This window comes from Streptomyces capparidis (assembly GCF_054782095.1).
In genome coordinates this window covers 44,888-63,665 of the sequence record NZ_BAAGTD010000033.1, presented here as the reverse complement: position 1 = coordinate 63,665, position 18,778 = coordinate 44,888, and the positions used below count along the sequence as shown (strand labels likewise).

The window sequence follows — 18,778 nt, the reverse complement described above, 5'->3', positions numbered from 1 at the left end:
CCCCATGACCGACACCACCGAGCACACGGATCACGCTGAACACACGGAACACACCGATCACAGCGATCACACAGAGGACGCCGAGCCCGCGGAGGGCACCGGGGACCCGCCGCACCCGCAGCCCACCGGCGCCGACACTCTCGCCGGCCGGCTCGCCGCCCTCTCCCCGGCCAAGCGCGCCCTGTTCGAGCGGCTCCTGCGCGAGTCGGGGCGGGCGCGGGACACGGAGGACACCTTCCCGCTGTCGGTGACGCAGCAGGGCATGTGGTTCCTCGAACAACTGCGGCCGGGCAACCCCGCCTATGTGATGCCCGGCGCGGTCCGCGTCCGCGGCCGGCTCGACCCGGCGGTGCTGCGCCGCGCCCTGAACGAGGTGGTGCGCCGCCACGAGGCGCTGCGCACCGTCTTCCGGACGCGGGACGGCGGCCCGGTGCAGGCCGTGCGGCGCGCCCTCACCCTCGACCTGCCCGTCACCGACCTGCGCGGCACCCCGGACCCGGGCGGGGACGCGGCCGAGCGGATCGCCGCCGAGGCCGCGGCCGATCCGTTCGACCTGGCCGAGGGCCCCCTGCTGCGGGCGCGGCTGCTGCGCACCGGCGACGCCGAGCACGTGCTGCTGCTCACCATGCACCACCTGGTGTCCGACCGCTGGTCGCTGGGCATCCTGCTGACCGAGCTGTCCACCCTGTACGAGGCGTTCACCGCGGGGCGGCCCTCCCCGCTGCCGGAACTGCCCGTCCAGTACGGCGACTTCGCGGTGTGGCAGCGGCAGCGGCACGAGTCCGGCGCGTGGGACGCGGACCTGGCGTACTGGCGCGAGCACCTGGCCGGCGCCCCGCCCGCCCTGGAGCTGCCCACCGACCGGCCCCGCCCCGCCGTCCAGGGGTTCAACGGCGGCTCCGTGCCGCTGGAGCTGCCCGCCCCGGTGATGGACGGCGTGCGCGACCTCGCCCGGCGGCACGGCGCCACCCCCTACATGGCGCTGCTCGCGGTCTTCACCGTGCTGCTGCACCGCCACGCCCGGCAGGACGACGTCGTGGTGGGCGTGCCGACGGCCGTGCGGGGCCGCGCCGAACTCGAGCCGCTGATCGGCTACCTCGTCAACACGCTGCCCGTCCGCACCAGGCTGGACGGCGACCCCTCCTTCGCCGAAGTGCTCCGGCGGGTGCGGGACGCCTGCCTCGGCGCCTACGCCCACCAGGACGTGCCCTTCGAGCTGATCGTCGCCGAGCTGAACGCCGAACGGGACCTGAGCCGGCCCCCCGTGTACCAGGCGAGCTTCTCCTACGGCCGCGAACCGGTGCCCACCCTCGCCATGGCGGGCGCCGAGCTGACCCGGCTGCCGCTGCGCAGCCGGGGCTCGCGGTTCGACCTGGAGGTGCAGGCGTTCGACGACGAGGGGGCGGTCACCGGCTGGATCGAGTACGACCGGGACCTGTTCGACGAGGCGACCGCCGCCCACCTGGCCCGCCGCTTCCGCCGCCTCGCCGAGCAGGCGGCGGCCCACCCCGACCTGCCCGTCGGCCGCCTCGACCTGCTCGACGACGAGGAGCGGGCGCGGACGTCCGCCCTGGGCCGCGGCCCCGAGCGCGAGTGGCCGGGAGCGGGCTGGATCCACGAGTGCGTCGAGGAGCAGGCCCGCCGCACCCCGCACGCCGAGGCGGTCCGCTTCGAGGGCCGCGGCCTCACCTACGAACAACTGAACCGGCGGGCCAACCGGCTGGCGCACCGGCTGCGGCGGCTCGGCGTCGGCCGGGACGTGCCGGTCGGCGTGCTCATGGAGCGCTCCGCCGAGCTGGTGGTGGCGCTGCTCGCGGTGCTCAAGGCGGGCGGCGCCTACGCGCCGCTCGACCCCGGGCACCCGCGGGCCCGCCTGGAGTACCTGCTGCGGGACACCGCGGCGCCGGTGCTGCTCGCGCAGCGGGAGGCGGCCGAACGGCTGTCCCCGGCCGCGCCCGCGGTGCTGTGCGCCGAGGACTGGGCGCGGGAGCTGCGCGACGAGCCCGAGCACGACCCGGGCGTCGCCGTGGACGGGGAGGACCTCGCCTACGTCATCCACACCTCCGGCTCGACCGGCGAGCCCAAGGGCGTGATGAACGTGCACGCGGCCATCCGCAACCGGCTGCTGTGGATGCAGGACACCTACGGCCTCGGCCCCGGCGACCGGGTGCTCCAGAAGACCCCGGCCACCTTCGATGTGTCGGTGTGGGAGTTCTTCTGGCCGCTGATGACGGGCGCGACGCTGGTCGTGGCCCGCCCCGGCGGGCACCGGGACCCCGGCTACCTGGCCGCCGCCATCCGCGACGAGGGCATCACCACCGCGCACTTCGTCCCGTCCATGCTCCAGGTGTTCCTCGGTGAGCGGGTGGAGGAGCTGACCGGGCTGCGCCGGGTGTTCTCCAGCGGCGAGGCCCTGCCGCGCGCCCTCCAGGACCGCTTCCTCGCCCGCAGCGGGGCGCGGCTGCACAACCTGTACGGCCCCACCGAGGCCGCGGTGGACGTCACCTTCTGGGAGTGCCGCGCGGACGACGGCCCCGGCCCCGTGCCCATCGGCTTCCCCATCGCCAACACCGCGCTGTACGTGCTGGACCGCCACTCCCGCCCGGTGCCCGCGGGCGTCCCCGGCGAACTGCACATCGGCGGGCGCGGCGTCGCCAGGGGCTACCTGAACCGGCCGGACCTCACCGCCGAGCACTTCACCGACGACCCGTTCACCCCCGGCGGCCGGATGTACCGCACCGGCGACCTGGCCCGCTTCCGCGCCGACGGGGCGCTGGAGTTCCTCGGCCGCCTGGACCACCAGGTGAAGCTGCGCGGGCTGCGCGTGGAGACCGGCGAGATCGAGGCCGTACTCACCCGCCACCCGCGGGTGCGCGAGGCCGTCGTCACCGCCCGCGAGCACGCGGGCGACCCCAGGCTCGCCGCCCACCTCACCGCCGAGGGCGACCCGGCCCCGGACCCGGCCGAGCTGGCGGCCCACCTGAGGGAGCACCTGCCGGAGTACATGGTGCCGTCGTCCTTCACGGTGCTGCCCGCGCTCCCGCTCACCCCCAACGGCAAGGTGGACCGCGCCGCCCTGCCCGCCCCGTCCGCCGCCCCCGACCGCCCCGGCACCCCGTACCAGGCCCCCGGCGGCGGCCTGGAGGGCGAGCTCGCCGCGCTCTGGCGCGAGCTGCTCGGCGTCGAACGGGTCGGCACCCGCGACAACTTCTTCGACCTCGGCGGCCACTCCCTGCTCCTGGCCAGGTTCAGGACCGAGCTCGCCGCCTCGCTCGGGCACGACGTCCCCATGGTCGAGCTGTTCCGGCACCCCACGGTCGGGTCGCTCGCCGCGTACCTGTCCGACCCGGACCGCTCCGGCGCGCCGCCGGCCCCCGCCGCCCGGGAGCGCGCCGAGAACCGCCGCCAGTCCCGCAACCGGCGTCAGCGCGCGGCCGACCGCCGGACCCGCTCACGGAACGATGGGTGAACCACATGGATCACACGCAGGACCGCACGCAGGTCCGGCCGCAGGACCGGGCGCACGACGAGGCCGACCGGGTGGCCGTCGTCGGTATGGCCGGGCGCTTCCCCGGCGCCCCCGACGTCGCCGGATTCTGGCGGAACCTCGTCGAGGGACGCGAGGCCGTCACCGCCCTCGGCGACGACGAGCTCCTCGCGGCGGGCGTCGCCCCCGAGCTGCTGCGCCGGGAGAACTACGTCAAGGCCAAGGGCGTGCTGGAGGACGCCGACTGCTTCGACGCCGCGTTCTTCGGCTACAGCCCCCGTGAGGCCGAGCTGATGGACCCGCAGCACCGGGTGCTCCTGGAGTGCGCCTGGGACGCGCTGGCCGACGCCGGGTGCGACCCGGCCCGCTTCGCAGGGCGCATCGGCGTCTTCGCGGGCGCGAGCCTCAACTCCTACCTGCTGTTCAACGTCATGGCCGACGACCGCGCCAGGGAACCCGGCGCCCTGTACCAGACCCTGCTCACCGGCGACAAGGACTTCCTCGCCACCCGGGTCAGCTACAAGCTGGGCCTGACCGGCCCCGGCATCACCGTGCAGACCGCCTGCTCCACCTCGCTGACGGCCGTGCACCTGGCCTGCCAGAGCCTGCTGAACGGGGAGTGCGACATCGCCCTGGCCGGCGGCGTCAGCGTCACCGTGCCGCTGCGCGGCGGCTACCTGCACGAGCGCGGCGGCATCCTCTCCCCGGACGGGCACTGCCGCGCCTTCGACGCCGAGGCGGGCGGCACCGTGCCCGGCAACGGCGCGGGCGTGGTCGTGCTGCGGAGGCTGGCGGACGCGCGCGCCGCGGGCGACACGGTGACCGCGGTCATCCGCGGCACCGCCGTCAACAACGACGGCTCCCTCAAGGCCGGGTACACCGCGCCCAGCGTCGACGGGCAGGCCGAGGTGGTCGCCGAGGCGCTGGCCGTCGCCGAGGTGGACGCCGCCTCCGTCGGCTACGTCGAGACCCACGGCACCGGCACCGCCCTCGGCGACCCCATCGAGATCGCCGCGCTCACCCGGGCCTTCCGCGAGCACACCGACGAGAGGGGCTACTGCGCCATCGGGTCGGCCAAGACCGGCGTCGGCCACCTGGACGCCGCCGCGGGCGTCACCTCCCTGATCAAGGCGGCGCTGGCCCTGCGCCACGGCGTGATCCCGCCGTCCCTGCACTTCACCCGGCCCAACCCCGAACTGCGCCTGGCGGACAGCCCCTTCTTCGTCAACGACGCCGTCCGCCCCTGGCCCCGGCGGGACGGAGCGCCGCGCCGCGCCGGGGTCAGCTCCTTCGGCGTCGGCGGCACCAACGTCCACGTCGTGCTGGAGGAGGCCCCGCCGGCCGCGCCCGGCGGCCCGTCCCGGCCGGTCCAGGTGCTCCCGCTGTCCGGCAGGACCGCGCCCGCGCTGGCCGAGAACGCCCGGCGGCTCGCCGACCACCTGGAGCGGCACCCCGACGCCGCCCTCCCCGACGTGGCCCACACCCTCACCCGCAGGGCCGCCCTGGAGTGCCGCGCCGCCGTCGTCGCCCGGAACACCGCCGAGGCAGCCGCCGCGCTGCGCTCCCTGAACCCCGGGGACGCCGCGGCCGCGGGCGACGGCGCGCCGGTGGCGTTCCTCTTCCCCGGGCAGGGCGCCCAGTACCCCGGGATGGGCCGGGGGCTGTACGAGGCCGAGCCCGGCTACGCCGCCGCCGTGGACCGGTGCGCCGAACTGTTCGCCGGGCACCTGGGCGAGGACCTGCGCGACCTGCTGTTCCCCGGGCCCGCGGCGCGGGAGGAGGCGGCGGCGCGCCTGGCGCGGACCGAGTTCGCCCAGCCCGCGCTGTTCACCACCGGGTACGCCCTCGCCGGGCTGTGGTCCTCGTGGGGGGTGCGGCCGCGGGCGATGGCCGGCCACAGCGTCGGCGAGCTGGTGGCGGCCTGCCTGGCCGGGGTGTTCTCCCTGGAGGACGCCGTGCGCCTGGTCGCCGCCCGGGGCAGGCTGGTGCAGGCGATGCCGCCGGGGGCCATGCTGTCGGTGTTCCTGCCCGCGGCCGAGACGGAGCGGTGGCTGACCGGCGGGCTGAGCCTGGCCGCCGTCAACTCGACATCGCTCAGCGTGGTCGGCGGCCCGGCCGGGGCCGTGGCCGACCTGCGCGACCGCCTCGCCGCCGCCGGGGTCCCCTGCCGGGAGCTGCACACCTCCCACGCCTTCCACTCGCCGGACATGGACGGCGCCGTGGCGCCGTTCACCGAAGAGGTGCGGCAGGTGCCGCTCGCCCCGCCGCGGATCCCGTTCCTGTCCAACGTCACCGGCACCTGGATCACCGACGAGCAGGCCACCAGCGCCGAGTACTGGGGCGCGCACCTGCGCGGCACCGTGCGGTTCGCCGACGCGCTCGGCGCCCTCCTCGCCGACCCCGGACTGGTCCTGTTGGAGGCGGGCCCCGGCCGCACCCTCGCCGACTTCGCGCGCCGCCACTCGGCCTGGCGCGACGGCAGGACCGCGGTGGCCTCGCTGCCGCACCCCAAGGAGCGCGGCGACGACCCGGCGCACGCGCTGCGCGGCCTCGGCGCCCTGTGGAGCGCCGGAGTGCCGGTGGACTGGCCGGGCTTCCTCGCCGGTGAGGACCGCCGCGTGCTGTCCCTGCCGGGATACGCCTTCCAGCGGCGCCGCTACTGGATCGACGCCCCCGGCGCAGGCCGCGCGCACGCCGACCGCACGCCCGCCGGCCGCGACGGCGAGCGAGCCGGGGAGCGGGCGGGGGAGCGGCCGGAGGCCGCCGCGCCCGGCATCCGGTTCCACACCCCCGGCTGGCGGCGCCTGCCCCCGCGCCGGGGCTCCGCGACCGCGCCCGGCGCCCGGTGGCTGCTGCTCGGCGCGGACACCGCGCTCGGCCGCGACCTGGCCGGGCGCCTGGCCGGGCAGGGTGCGCGGGTGGTCACCGCCGTCCCCGGCGACGAGCTGCGGCGGACCGGCGACGGCGACTGGGTCCTGGACCCGGCCCGGCGGGAGCACCACGCCTCCCTGCTGGCGTCCCTGGCGGACGATCCGGAGCCGCTGCGGATCGCGCACCTGTGGAGCCTGGCCGCCCCGCCGCCCGCCGAAGGACCCGCCGCCCGGCTCGACACCGCCCGGCTCGACACCGCGTCCCGGCTCGGCCTGACCAGCCTCACCGCGCTGGCCCAGGCCCTGGCCGGCACCCGCCCGAAGGGCCCGGTCCACATCGACGTGCTGTGCCGGGGCGTGTACGCCGTCACCGGCGAGGAGCCGCTCCAGCCGGAGCACGCCACCCTCCTCGGCCCGTGCACCGTGATCCCGCAGGAGATCCCCGGCACCACCTGCCGCGTCCTGGACGTCACCGGCGCCGGCCCGCACCACGGCGGCCCCGCCGGGGCCGCCGTGCACGCCCTGCTCACCCGGGCCACCGAGGAGCGGGAGCTGGCCCTGCGCGGACGCCACTGGTGGGTGCGCGACTACGACCCGCTGCCGCCCCAGGACGCCGCGCCGGACGGCGGGCCCCCGCTGCGCGACGGCGGGGTCTACCTGATCACCGGCGGCCTCGGCGGGGTCGGCCTGGCCCTGGCGGAGGAGATCGCGGACGCCGCGAAGGCCCCCGTGCTCGCCCTCCTCGGCCGCTCGCCGTTCCCCGCGGAGGAGGAGTGGGACGACCGGTCGGCCGCCCACGGCGAGGGCGACCCGGTCGGGGCCCGGATCCGGCGGCTGCGGCGGCTCGCCGAGCGCGGCGCCCGCCCGGAGGTGCTGCGGGCCGACGTCACCGACCCCGAGGCCATGGCCGCCGTCGTCGCCGGACTGCGCGCCCGCCACGGCGCGCTGCACGGCGTGATCCACGCGGCCGGGCTGCCGTCCGCGGGCATGCTCGCCACCAGGCCGCAGGAGGCCGCCGACGAGGTGCTCGCCGCCAAGACCCGCGGCACCCTGGTGCTGGACCAGGTGTGCGGCGACGACCTGGACTTCCTGATCCTGTGCTCGTCCCTCACCGCCGTGCTGGGCGGCCCGGGCCAGAGCGACTACGCCGCGGCCAACGCGTTCCTCGACGCCTTCGCCCAGTGGCGGGCCCGCGACGGCGCGCCGGTCACCTCGGTGGCCTGGGACACCTGGCGGGACGTGGGCATGGCCGCGGGCCTGCGCGCCCGCCTCGGCGGCGCGGACGAAACGGAGCCGCTGCCCGCCGGCCGACTGCTGCCGCTGCACCCCGTCCGCGCGGCCGACGGCTCCCGCACCTGGCGCACCCCCCTCACCACCGCCCACTGGGTGGTGGACGACCACCGGATCGGCGGCCACGGCCTGGTCCCCGGCACCGCCTACCTCGAACTCGTGCGCGCCGCCGTCGCCGAGGAGGCCGCGGGGCGGGTGGTGCAACTGGGCGACGTGCTGTTCCTGACGCCGCTCGTCGTCCCGGACGGCGGCAGCCGGGAGATCTTCACCACCGTCGAGACCCGCGACGGCGCCACCCGCTTCACGGTGCGCAGTCGCGCCGCGGGCGAGGCGGGAACGGTCTGGCGGGAGCACGCCGTGGGCACCGTCGCCTTCCTCGACCGGGACGGCGAGCGCGTGCGCGACCTCGCCGGACTGCTGCCGGACCGGGAGGTCACCCGGGTCCTGGACACCCCGGAGGAGATCGGGCGGGCCCTCGGCCTGGACCGGTTCGGCGCGGGCGGCGAGCTCGAGTTCGGCTTCGGGCCGCGGTGGCGCTGCCTGCGCGCCATCCGGGCCGGCGAGCGGCACCTGCTGGCCACCCTCGCCCTGGACGACGCCCACCTCGCCGACATCGACGGCGACGGCCTGCACCCGGCCCTGCTGGACGTGGCGGGCGGCTGCGCCCGCGTCTACGCGCCCGACGTCCACTACCTGCCGCTCACCTACCGGTCCCTGCGCGTCCGGCACGGCCTGACCGGCACCGTCCTCGTCCACGCCGTGCTGAAGGAGCCCGCCGACTCCTCCGGCGAGACCCTGACCTGCGACATGGAGATCATGGACCCGGACGGCCGGACGCTGGTGGAGGTCACCGACTTCAGCGTCAAACGCATCAACGACTTGGCCGCGCTGCGCCGGCAGGTCGAACGGGAGGCCGCCGCGGAGGACGGGGCCGAACCGGGCGAGGGCGTGCTGCGGGAGCTCGGCGAGGGCATGGCCGAGCAGGACGCCCGCGCCGCGTTCCGGCGCCTGCCGGCCGCCTCGCCCCGCCCCGAGCACGTCGTCGTCACCAGCCGGGACCTGGGCCGCCTGCGCCGCCTCGCCCTGTCCCTCACCCCCGGCCTGCTGGCCCGCGAGGCGGAGCGCACGGCCCCGCCGCGGACCACGCACCCGCGCCCCGACCTGGACACCCCGTACGTGGAGCCGGCCACCGAGCTGCAACGGGCGGTCGCCGCCATCTGGCGGGAGGCCCTGGGCGTGGACCGGGTGGGCGCCGACGACGACTTCTTCGCCCTCGGCGGCCACTCGCTCGCCGCGGTGCAGATCGGCACCCGGATCCACAGCGGGCTCGGCGTGGAGCTGGACCTGCGGGCGTTCTTCGACGCCCCCACGGTGGCCGGGACCGCCGCCCTGCTGGAAGCCGCCGCGCCCGGCGGCCCGCCCGGCGGCGACGCGGGCGGCGCCATCGAGGCGCTGGCCCGCGAGGAGACCGGCGACGGGGCCGGGGCGCCGGACCCCGGCGGGCCCGACCCGGACCTCGACGGGCTCTCCGACGAGGAAGTCGACGCACAACTGAGGGAACTGCTCGCCGCGGGGACCGGCGAAGAGGGAGACACGGCATGAGCGACGCCAACCCGGCCGGCACCGACCTGAACGGCGCCAACCCGGCCGGCACCGAACCGGCTGACGTCAACCCGAACGGCGCAGGACCTAGCGACGCCGGACCGAACAGCGCCGACTCGAACGGCGCCGACTCGAACGGCGCCGACTCGAACGGCGCCGACTCGAACGGCGCCGGCCCCGAGCCCCGCGCCCTCTCCCCGGCCGACCTCGCCCGCCTTTCGCCCGCCCAGAAGCGCGCCCTGCTCGCCCGGCACCTGCGCCGCCGCGGCACCGCCCGCCCGTCCGGGCAGCGCGGGCGCTTCCCCGCGTCCTTCTCGCAGCGCCGCCTGTGGTTCCTCGACCGGCTCGCGCCGGGCAGCGCCGCCTACAACGTCCCCGGCGCGCTGCGCGTCCACGGCCCGCTCGACGTGGAGCTGTGGCGCCGCTGCGTCAACGAGATCGCCCGCCGCCACGAGAGCCTGCGCACCGTCTTCCAGGAGGAGGACGGGGAACCGGTGCAGGTGATCCTGGACAAGCTGGAGCCGGAGTTCACCGTGGAGGAGGCCGGGCACCTGCGCGGCCCGGACGGCGAGGACGGCATCCGGGCTCTGGCCCGCGCCGAGTTCGCCCGCCCCTTCGACCTGCGCCGGGGCCCGCTGCTGCGGCTGCGGTTCCTGCGCCTGGCCGCCGACGAGCACGTGCTGCTGCTGACGATGCACCACATCATCGGCGACCTGTGGTCCACCTCCGTCTTCTTCGGCGAACTGGTGGAGCTCTACGGCGCCCACGCCTCCGGCCGCGCCCCCGAGCTGCCGCGCCTGGCCGTCCAGTACGCCGACTTCGCGGTCTGGCAGCACAAGCGCCTCCGGGGCGACGCGCTCGCGGCCGACCTGGAGTACTGGACGCGCACCCTGGACGGCGCTCCCGCGGCGCTCGAACTGCCCACCGACCGGCCCCGCCCGCCCGTGCGGGGCACCAGCGGCGGATCCGTCCCGTTCCACCTCCCCGCCGAGGTGATGGACGCGGTGCGCGAGCTGAGCCGCCGCGCCGGCGTCACCCCGTTCATGACCGTGCTCGCCGCGTTCGAGGTGCTGCTGCACCGCTACAGCCGGGAGGAGGACATCGTCGTCGGCGTGCCCGTCGCGGGCCGCGGCCGGAGCGAGGTCGAGCCGCTGATCGGCTACTTCGTCAACATGCTCGCCCTGCGCACCGACCTGTCGGGGCGGCCCACCTTCCGGGAGCTGCTGGGCCGGGTGCGCCGGGTCTGCGTCGACGCCTTCGCCCACCAGGAGCTGCCGTTCGAGCGGCTGGTGGAGGAGCTGCACCCCCGGCGGGACCTGTCGCGCACCCCCGTCTTCCAGGTCTCCTTCATCTACCAGAACATCCCCCTGCCCGAGTTCGGCGCCCAGGGCCTGCGCCTGGAGCCCGTGGAGGTCGCCAGCTCCACGGCCCGCTTCGACCTGGAGGTGCAGGTCTTCGAACGGGACGGGGGCCTCAGCGGCTGGTTCGAGTACGACAGCGACCTGTTCGACGCGGCCACGGTCGCGCGCCTGGCGGGCCACCTCGAGGCGCTGGTGCGGGCCCTGGTCGCCGACCCCGACCGCCCCGTCGGGCAGGCGCCGATGCTCACCCCCGAGGAGGAGCGGGCGCTGCTCGGCGCGGGCGGCGCCTCCCGCCGCGAGTGGACCGAACCGCTCTTCGCCCACCGGCTGTTCGAGCGGCAGGCCGCGCTGACCCCGCGGGCCGAGGCGCTGCGCGCCGACGACGGGGCGCTCGACTACGCCGCGCTGGACCGGCGCGCCAACCGGCTCGCCCACCGCCTCGCGTCGCACGGCGTCGGCCGCGGCACCCTGGTCGGCATCTGCCTGGAGCGGTCCACCGAGATGGTCGTGGCGCTGCTCGCCGTGCTGAAGGCCGGGGCCGCGTATGTGCCGCTGGACCCGGGCTTCCCGCCGGAGCGGCTGGCGTTCATGCTGGCGGACTCCCGGCTGCCGGTGCTGCTGACCCAGCGGCGGCTCCTCGACGGCCTGCCCCCGCTCACCGCGCACGCCCTGTGCCTGGACGAGCTGCGCGCCGAACTCGACGCCGGGCCCGCGGAGCCCGTCGAGGTGCCGCTCGACCCGGAGGACCTGGCCTACGTCATCTACACCTCCGGCTCCACCGGCCGCCCCAAGGGCGTGCGGATCCCGCACCGGGCGCTGGCCAACCTGCTGCTGTCCACGGCGGAGCGGCCGGGCATCGACGCCTGTGACGCGCTGCTCGCCGTCACCACCCTGTCCTTCGACATCTCCATGCTGGAGCTGCTGCTGCCCCTGGTCCGCGGGGCCCGGGTGGTGCTGGCGAGCCGGGAGACCGCCGCCGACGGCAAGCTGCTGGCCGACGCCCTGGCCACCTCGGGCGCCACCGTGATGCAGGCCACCCCGTCCACCTGGCGAATGCTGCTCGACGCGGGCTGGGCCGGCCGCCCGGGCCTGCGCGCGCTCGCCGGGGGCGAGGCCCTGCCGCGGGAGCTGGCGCACCGGCTGCTGGAGCGGGGCGTGGAGCTGTGGAACATGTACGGGCCCACCGAGACCACCATCTGGTCCTCGGTCGCCCGGGTCGGCCACGGGCCGGTGACCCTGGGCGAGCCCATCGCCAACACCGAGCTGCACATCCTCGACCCGGAAGGGCGGCTCGCCCCGCTCGGCGTTCCCGGCGAACTGTGCGTCGGCGGCGCGGGCCTGGCCCGCGGCTACCTGGACCGCCCCGAGCTGACCGCCGAGCGCTTCGTGCCCCACCCCTTCGGCGGCGGCCTGTCCGACCGGCTCTACCGCACCGGCGACCTGGCCCGCCGCGCGCCCGACGGCGGCATCGAGTTCCTGGGCCGCCTCGACCACCAGGTCAAGCTCCGCGGCCACCGCATCGAGCTCGGCGAGATCGAGTCGGCGCTGGCCCGCCACGAGGCGGTGCGGGAGGCGGTGGTCACCGTCCGCGAGGACGCCCCCGGCGACCAGCGGCTGGTGGCGTACGTGGTGCCGCGCCCCGCCGCGCCGGACGGCGACGGGACCGCAGGGAGCGCCGACGCGGCCGAAGGGGCGGAGGCGCTCGGGGGAGCAGGGGCGGCCGAGGGGGCGCCGCGGCGGCCCGGGCTCGTCCGCGCGCTGCGGGAGTCCCTGGCCGGGCGACTGCCCGAGTACATGCTCCCGTCCTCCTACGTCCTCCTCCCCGCGCTGCCGCTGACCCCCAACGGCAAGACCGACCGCAAGGCCCTGCCCGCGCCGGACGGCGGACGCGACGGGCTGCGCTCGCCGTACACGGCGCCGCGCGACGCCCGCGAGCGCACCCTGTGCGACCTGTTCGCCCAGTTGCTCGGCGCGCCCCGGGTGGGCGCCGACGACAGCTTCTTCGACCTCGGCGGCCACTCCCTGCTGGCCACCCGGCTGGTGTCGCGGCTGCGCACCGCCTTCGGCGTCGAGGTGCCGGTGCGCACCCTGTTCGAGGCGCCCACCCCGGCGCTGCTGGCCCGGCAACTGCCGGAAGCGGACGCGGCCCGCCCGGCGCTGGCCCCGCGGGAGCGCCCCCGGGAGCTGCCGCTGTCCTTCGCCCAGCGGCGCCTGTGGTTCCTGCACTCGATGGAGGGCCCCTCGCCCACCTACAACATCCCGATGGCGCTGCGCCTGACCGGCGAGCTGGACACCGGCGCCCTGCGGGCCGCGCTGGCCGACGTCGCCGAGCGGCACGAGGTGCTGCGCACCGTGTACCCGGACACCGAGGGACGCCCGCGCCAGCACGTGCTGCCACCCGAGGCCGTCCGCCCCGACCCGGCGGTGACCCGGGTGCGGGAGGAGGACCTCCGGGCCGCGGTGGCCGCCGCCGCCCGGCACACCTTCGACCTGGCCACCGAGCCGCCGCTGCACGCCGAGCTGCTCGCCGTGACCCCCGGCGACCACGTGCTGGTCGTCGTCGTCCACCACATCGCCGCCGACGGCTGGTCCCTGGCGCCGCTCGCCCGCGACCTGGCCGCCGCCTACGCCGCCCGCCGCGACGGCCGCGCCCCCGACTGGGCGCCCCTGCCGGTGTCCTACGCCGACTACACCCTGTGGCAGCGGGACCTGCTCGGCGACCCGGACGACCCCGGCAGCCCGGCCGCCGTCCAGCTCGCCCACTGGCGCCGGGCGCTGGACGGCCTGCCGGAGCGGATCGCGCTGCCCACCGACCGCCCGCACCCGCCGGAGCCGTCCCGCGAGGGCCGCACCGTCGCCTTCGGCTGGGACGCCGACCTGCACCGGGAGCTGACCCGCCTGGCCCGCGAGTGCGACGCCAGCGTGTTCATGGTCGTCCACGCGGCGCTGGCCGCGCTGCTGACGCGGCTCGGCGCGGGCGAGGACATCCCCCTCGGCGCCGCCGTGGCCGGACGCACCGACGAGGCCACCGAGGACCTCGTCGGCTGTGTCGCCAACACCCTGGTGATCCGGGTGGACACCTCGGGCCGCCCCACCTTCCGCGAGCTGATCGCCCGGGTGCGCGAGCGCAGCCTCACCGCCTACGCCCACCAGGACGTGCCGTTCGAGCTGCTGGTGGACGCCCTGCGGCCCAGCCGCTCCATGGCCCACCACCCGCTGTTCCAGGCCATGCTCGCCTGGCAGAACACGCCCGAGGCGGACCTGCGGCTGCCCGGGGTGACGGCGCGCACCCTGCCCGTCGGCACCGGCACCGCCCGCATGGACCTGGCGTTCTCGCTGACCGAGCGCCTGGGCCCGGGCGCCGAGCCGGGCGGCGTGCACGGCACCGTCGAGTACAACACCGACGTGTTCGACCCGCCCACCGTCGAGGCGCTGCTGGACCGGCTGCGCCACCTGCTGACCCGGGCCGCCGCCGACCCCGGCCGGCGCGTCGCCGCGATCGACCTGCTCACCCCCGCCGAGCGGCACCGGATCACCGTCGAGTGGAACGGCACCGCCCGGCAGGTGCCCCGGGGCACCCTCCCCGCGCTGTTCGAGGCGCAGGCCGCCCGCACCCCCGGCGTCCCGGCCGTGGTGTGCGGCGCCGAGCGGACCACGTACGCCGAGCTGGACGCCGCCGCCAACCGCCTGGCCCACCTGCTGATCGGCCGCGGCGCGGGCCCCGAGCGGATCGTCGCCCTGGCCCTGCCGAGGAACACCGCCTCGGTCGTGGCCATGCTCGCCGTCGCCAAGGCCGGCGCCGCCTTCCTGCCCGTGGACTCCGCCTACCCGCCGGACCGCGTGACGTACCTGCTCGCCGACGCCGCCCCCACGCTGATGATCACCTGCGCCGCCACGGAGCCGGCCCTGCCGGACACCGGGGTGCCGCGGCTGAACCTGGACGACCCCGCCGTCACCGCCGCGCTCGCCGCCCGCCCGGCGACCGCGCCGACCGACGCCGACCGCGCCGAGCCCCTGCGGCCCGAGCACCCCGCCTACGTCATTCACACCTCGGGCTCCACCGGCACGCCCAAGGGCGTCGTGGTCACCCACACGGGCATCCCCCACCTGGTCGCCGCGCAGGTCGAGGGGTTCGGCCTCACCGCGGGCACCCGGCTGCTCCAGTTCGCCTCGCCCGCGTTCGACGCCTCCGTCGCCGAGCGCTGCGACGCCCTGCTGTCCGGCGCCACCCTGGTCCTCGCCGACAAGGACGACCTGCTGCCGGGCGAGCCGCTGGCCCGCACCTGCGCCGAGCACGGCGTCACCAACGTCACCCTGCCGCCCAGCGCCCTCGCCGCGCTGCCCGAGGGCGCCCTGGGCCCCGAGGTGTCCCTGGTCGTGGCGGGGGAGGCGTGCCCGCCCGAGCTCGCCGCCCGCTGGTCGGCGGGGCGGCGCATGGTCAACGCGTACGGTCCGACCGAGACCACCGTGTGCGCCACCATCAGCGACCCGCTGTCCGGCGCGGCGGTGCCGCCCATCGGCCGGCCCGTCGCGGGCGCCCGCGTGTACGTGCTCGACGACGCCCTCCAGCCGGTGCCCGTCGGCGTCCCCGGCGAGCTGTACGTGGCCGGCCCGGGCCTGGCCCGCGGCTACCTGCGCCGTCCCGCGCTGACCGCCCAGCGCTTCGTGGCCTGCCCCTTCGGCCCCCCGGGCAGCCGCATGTACCGCACCGGCGACCTGGTCCGCTGGCGCCCGGACGGGCAGCTCGACTTCCTCGGCAGGACCGACGAGCAGGTCAAGCTCCGCGGGTTCCGCGTCGAGCCGGGCGAGATCGAGGCCGCGCTGACCGCCCACCCGGCGGTGGACCGGGCCCTGGTGGTCGTCCGCGAGGACCGGCCCGGCGACCGGCGGCTGGTCGGCTACGCCGTGCCCGCGGCCGGGCCCCGGCCCGACCCGGCCGCGCTGCGGGCCTTCGCCGCGGAGCGGCTGCCCGGCCACATGGTGCCCGCCGCCGTCGTCGTCCTCGACCGGCTGCCGCTCACCCCCAACGGCAAGGTCGACCGGGCCGCGCTGCCCGCCCCCGACTACGCCGCCGCCGTGACCTCCCGCGGCCCCCGCACCCCCGCCGAGCGGGCCGTGTGCGCGGTGTTCCGCCAGGTCCTCGACCTGCCGGAGGTCGGCGCCGAGGACAGCTTCTTCGACCTGGGCGGGGACAGCATCCAGGCCATCCAGGTCGTCGCCCGGGCCCGGGCCGCGGGCCTGGTCGTCACCACCCGCGACGTCTTCGCCCACCGCACCCCGGCCGCGCTGGCCGCCGCCGCCCGCACCGCCGCGCCCGAGGAGCCCGCCGGGACCGGCGACGGCGCGGGCGAGATCGCCCCCACCCCGGTCGTGGAGTGGCTGCGCGCGCTGGACGGCCCGACACGCGGATTCAGCCAGGCCGCCGTGGTCGTCACGCCCGCCGGCGCCCACCCGGACGGGCTGACCGCCGCGCTGGAGGCCGTCACCGCCCACCACGACGCCCTGCGCACCCGCCTGGTGGTGCGCCCGGACGGGAGCTGGGCCCTGCACGCCGCACCGCCCGGCGCCCCGCGCGCGCAGCACCGCCCCCGGCGCGTGGACGCCGCGGGCCTGGACGGCGAGGCGCTGCGGGCCCTGGTGGCGCGCGAGCACACCGCCGCCAGGGACCGCCTCGACCCGGCCGCCGGAGTGGTGCTCCAGGCCGTGTGGTTCGACGCCGGGCCCCGGCCCGGCCGGCTGCTGCTGGTCCTGCACCACCTGGTGGTGGACGGCGTCTCCTGGCGGATCCTGCTGCCCGACCTGAAGGACGCCTGGGACGCCGTCACCGCGGGCCGCCCGCCCGCCCTCGCCCCCGTGGGCACCCCCCTGCGCCGCTGGTCCGCCCTGCTGCACCGCGAGGCCGCCGCGGGCCGCCGCGCCGCCGAACTGCCGGCGTGGACGGACATCCTGCGGGACGCCCCGCCCCTGGCCCCCGGCGCCCCGCGGGCCGACCGGGACACCCACGGCACCGCGGGGAAGCTGACCCTGACCCTCCCCGAACGGGACACCGCCCCGCTGCTCACCCGCGTCCCCGCCGCGTACCGCGCCGGCGTGCAGGACGTGCTGCTCGCCGCCCTCGGCATCGCCCTCACCGGGTGGCGCCGCCGGCGCGGCGGCGGCGACGGCGCGGTGACCGTGGACGTGGAGAGCCACGGCCGCCACGAGGGCCTGGCCCCCGGCGTGGACCTGTCCCGCACCGTGGGCTGGTTCACCAGCGTCCACCCCGTCCGCCTCGACCCCGGCCCGCTGACCGGGCGGGAGCTCGCCGACGCCGCCGAGCCGCTCGCCGACGCCGTGGCCAGGGTGCGGCGGCAACTGCGCCGCGTCCCCGGGGACGGGCTCGGCTTCGGGCTGCTGCGCCGCCTCGACCCGCAGGCCGGGCCCGCCCTCGCGGCGCTGCCCGCCCCGCAGGCCGCCTTCAACTACCTCGGCCGCCTCCCCGCCCCGGACGGCGAGGCGCCGTGGACCCCGGTGGCGGACGCGCTCGACCCCGCGGCGGGCGCCGACCCCGGCATGCCGCTCGCCCACCTGCTGGAGGTGAACGCGGTCACCCACGACGGCCCCGGCGGGCCCCGGCTGACCGCCCACTGGACCTGGGCGCCGTCGCTGCTGGACGAGGCGGCGGTGCGCGAGCTCGCCGAGGACTGGTTCGCCGCCCTGCGGGCCGTCACCGCCTGCGCCGACCGCCTCGGCACCCCCGCCGAGGAGCCCGCCGAGCCGGCCGCCGCCCTCCCGCCCGCCGTCCGCGCCGGAGCCGCCGACGGCATCCCCCTGTCCTTCGCCCAGCTCGACGTGGTGCACCAGCCCGTGGACCCGGGCGACCCGCACCACGGCGTCATCACCGCCACCGTGCTCACCGGCGCCCTGGACGAGACCGCGCTGCGCCGCGCCCTGGACGGCATCGTGCGGCGGCACGAGTCGCTGCGCACCCGCCTGCTGCGCCGCGGCGCGGGCTGGGTGCAGACGGTGGACCCCGAGGCGGCCTGGCCGCTGGCCGCCGCCGACCTGCGCGGCCTGCCGCCCGGGGAGCGCTCGCGGCGACTGCGCGAGCTGATCGAGGAGGAGACCCGCCGCCCCTACGACCTGGCGGCCGGGCCCCTGGTCCGCGGCACGCTCGCCGCCACCGGACCCGACGAGCACGTGCTCGTCCTGGCCATGCACCACATCGTGGTGGACCACTGGGCGTACCGCGTCCTGTTCGACGACCTCAGCGCCCTGTACGCGGCCCACGCCGCGGGCACCGGGCAGGGGCTGCCGGAGCTGCCCCTGCACTACACCCAGTACGCCGCCTGGCAGCAGGACCGGCTCGCGGAAGGGGCGTTCGACGAGCACCTCGCCCACTGGCGGCGGCTGCTCGACCCCCTGCCGCCCCGGCTCGCCTTCGACGCGCCCGCCCACCAGCGGGCCGCGGCACCCGGCGGCTACACCCACGGCTTCGTCCTCGACGCCGGCCTCACCTCGGCGCTCCGGAGCACCGCGCAGCGCGCCGACACCACCCTGTTCATGGTCCTGATGTCCGCGTTCAAGGTGCTGCTGCACACCTACTCCGACAGCGACGACATCGCCGTGGCGTTCCCGCTCGCCGGGCGCGAGCGGCCCGAGGTGGCCGACATGATCGGCTTCTTCATCAGCCCCGTGCTGGTCCGCCTCGACCTGTCGGGCGACCCGACCTTCCGCGAACTGCTCGACCTGGTCCAAGGCGCGGCGCTGGACGCCCACGCCCACCAGGACGTGCCGCTGCGGGCCCTGCTGCACGAGCGCACCCGCCACGGCAACGACCCGTTCCGGATCCTGTTCAACCTGCTCAACGCCCCCGAGACCACGCTGCGCCTGCCCGGCCTGCGGGTGGCGCCGCTGGACGTCCGGGTCGGCGACGACGGGGTGTTCCCCGAGCTGATCACCGCCATGCGGCCGTCCGTGGTGGACCTCTACCTGATGATGCGCGAGACCGGCGGCAGCCTGCGCGGCCTGTGGCTGTACTCGCCCGAGCGCCTGGACGGCCGGGTCATGGGCGTGCTGCTGCGCCAGTGGGAGCACCTGCTGCGCCTGGTGGCGGCCGACCCCGGGCGCCGCGTCACCGACCTGCGCCGCGCCCTGCGCGAGACCGTCCTGGACGACTGACCACCCGC

The 18,778-nt window shown here is 77.4% G+C and carries 3 protein-coding genes; all 3 read left to right on the top strand.

What is annotated here, in order from left to right; genetic code table 11:
• The first annotated feature begins 4 nt into the window (after positions 1-4).
• The 3 genes from ACYVO2_RS24515 to ACYVO2_RS24505 are packed head-to-tail and all read left to right on the top strand — an operon-like array spanning position 5 to position 18,770.
• On the top strand, positions 5-3,469 hold the full coding sequence (locus tag ACYVO2_RS24515; protein ID WP_461010129.1) for a non-ribosomal peptide synthetase: 3,465 nt from the start codon (positions 5-7) through the stop codon (positions 3,467-3,469).
• A gap of 5 nt (positions 3,470-3,474) precedes the next feature.
• Positions 3,475-9,249 carry a type I polyketide synthase gene (locus ACYVO2_RS24510; protein WP_461010128.1) on the top strand — a complete coding sequence of 1,925 codons (5,775 nt, stop codon included), beginning with the start codon at positions 3,475-3,477 and terminating at the stop codon, positions 9,247-9,249.
• Complete coding sequence (locus ACYVO2_RS24505; RefSeq protein ID WP_461010127.1) at positions 9,246-18,770, top strand: amino acid adenylation domain-containing protein; 9,525 nt, start codon at positions 9,246-9,248, stop codon at positions 18,768-18,770. Before ACYVO2_RS24510 ends, ACYVO2_RS24505 begins: the two co-directional genes overlap by 4 nt.
• Positions 18,771-18,778 lie beyond the last annotated feature (8 nt).

Coding starts and splice junctions, on each gene's coding strand:
- ACYVO2_RS24505 (WP_461010127.1), top strand. CDS start 9,246: ATGAGCGACGCCAACCCGGCCGGCACCGACCTGAACGGCGCCAACCCG.
- ACYVO2_RS24510 (WP_461010128.1), top strand. CDS start 3,475: ATGGATCACACGCAGGACCGCACGCAGGTCCGGCCGCAGGACCGGGCG.
- ACYVO2_RS24515 (WP_461010129.1), top strand. CDS start 5: ATGACCGACACCACCGAGCACACGGATCACGCTGAACACACGGAACAC.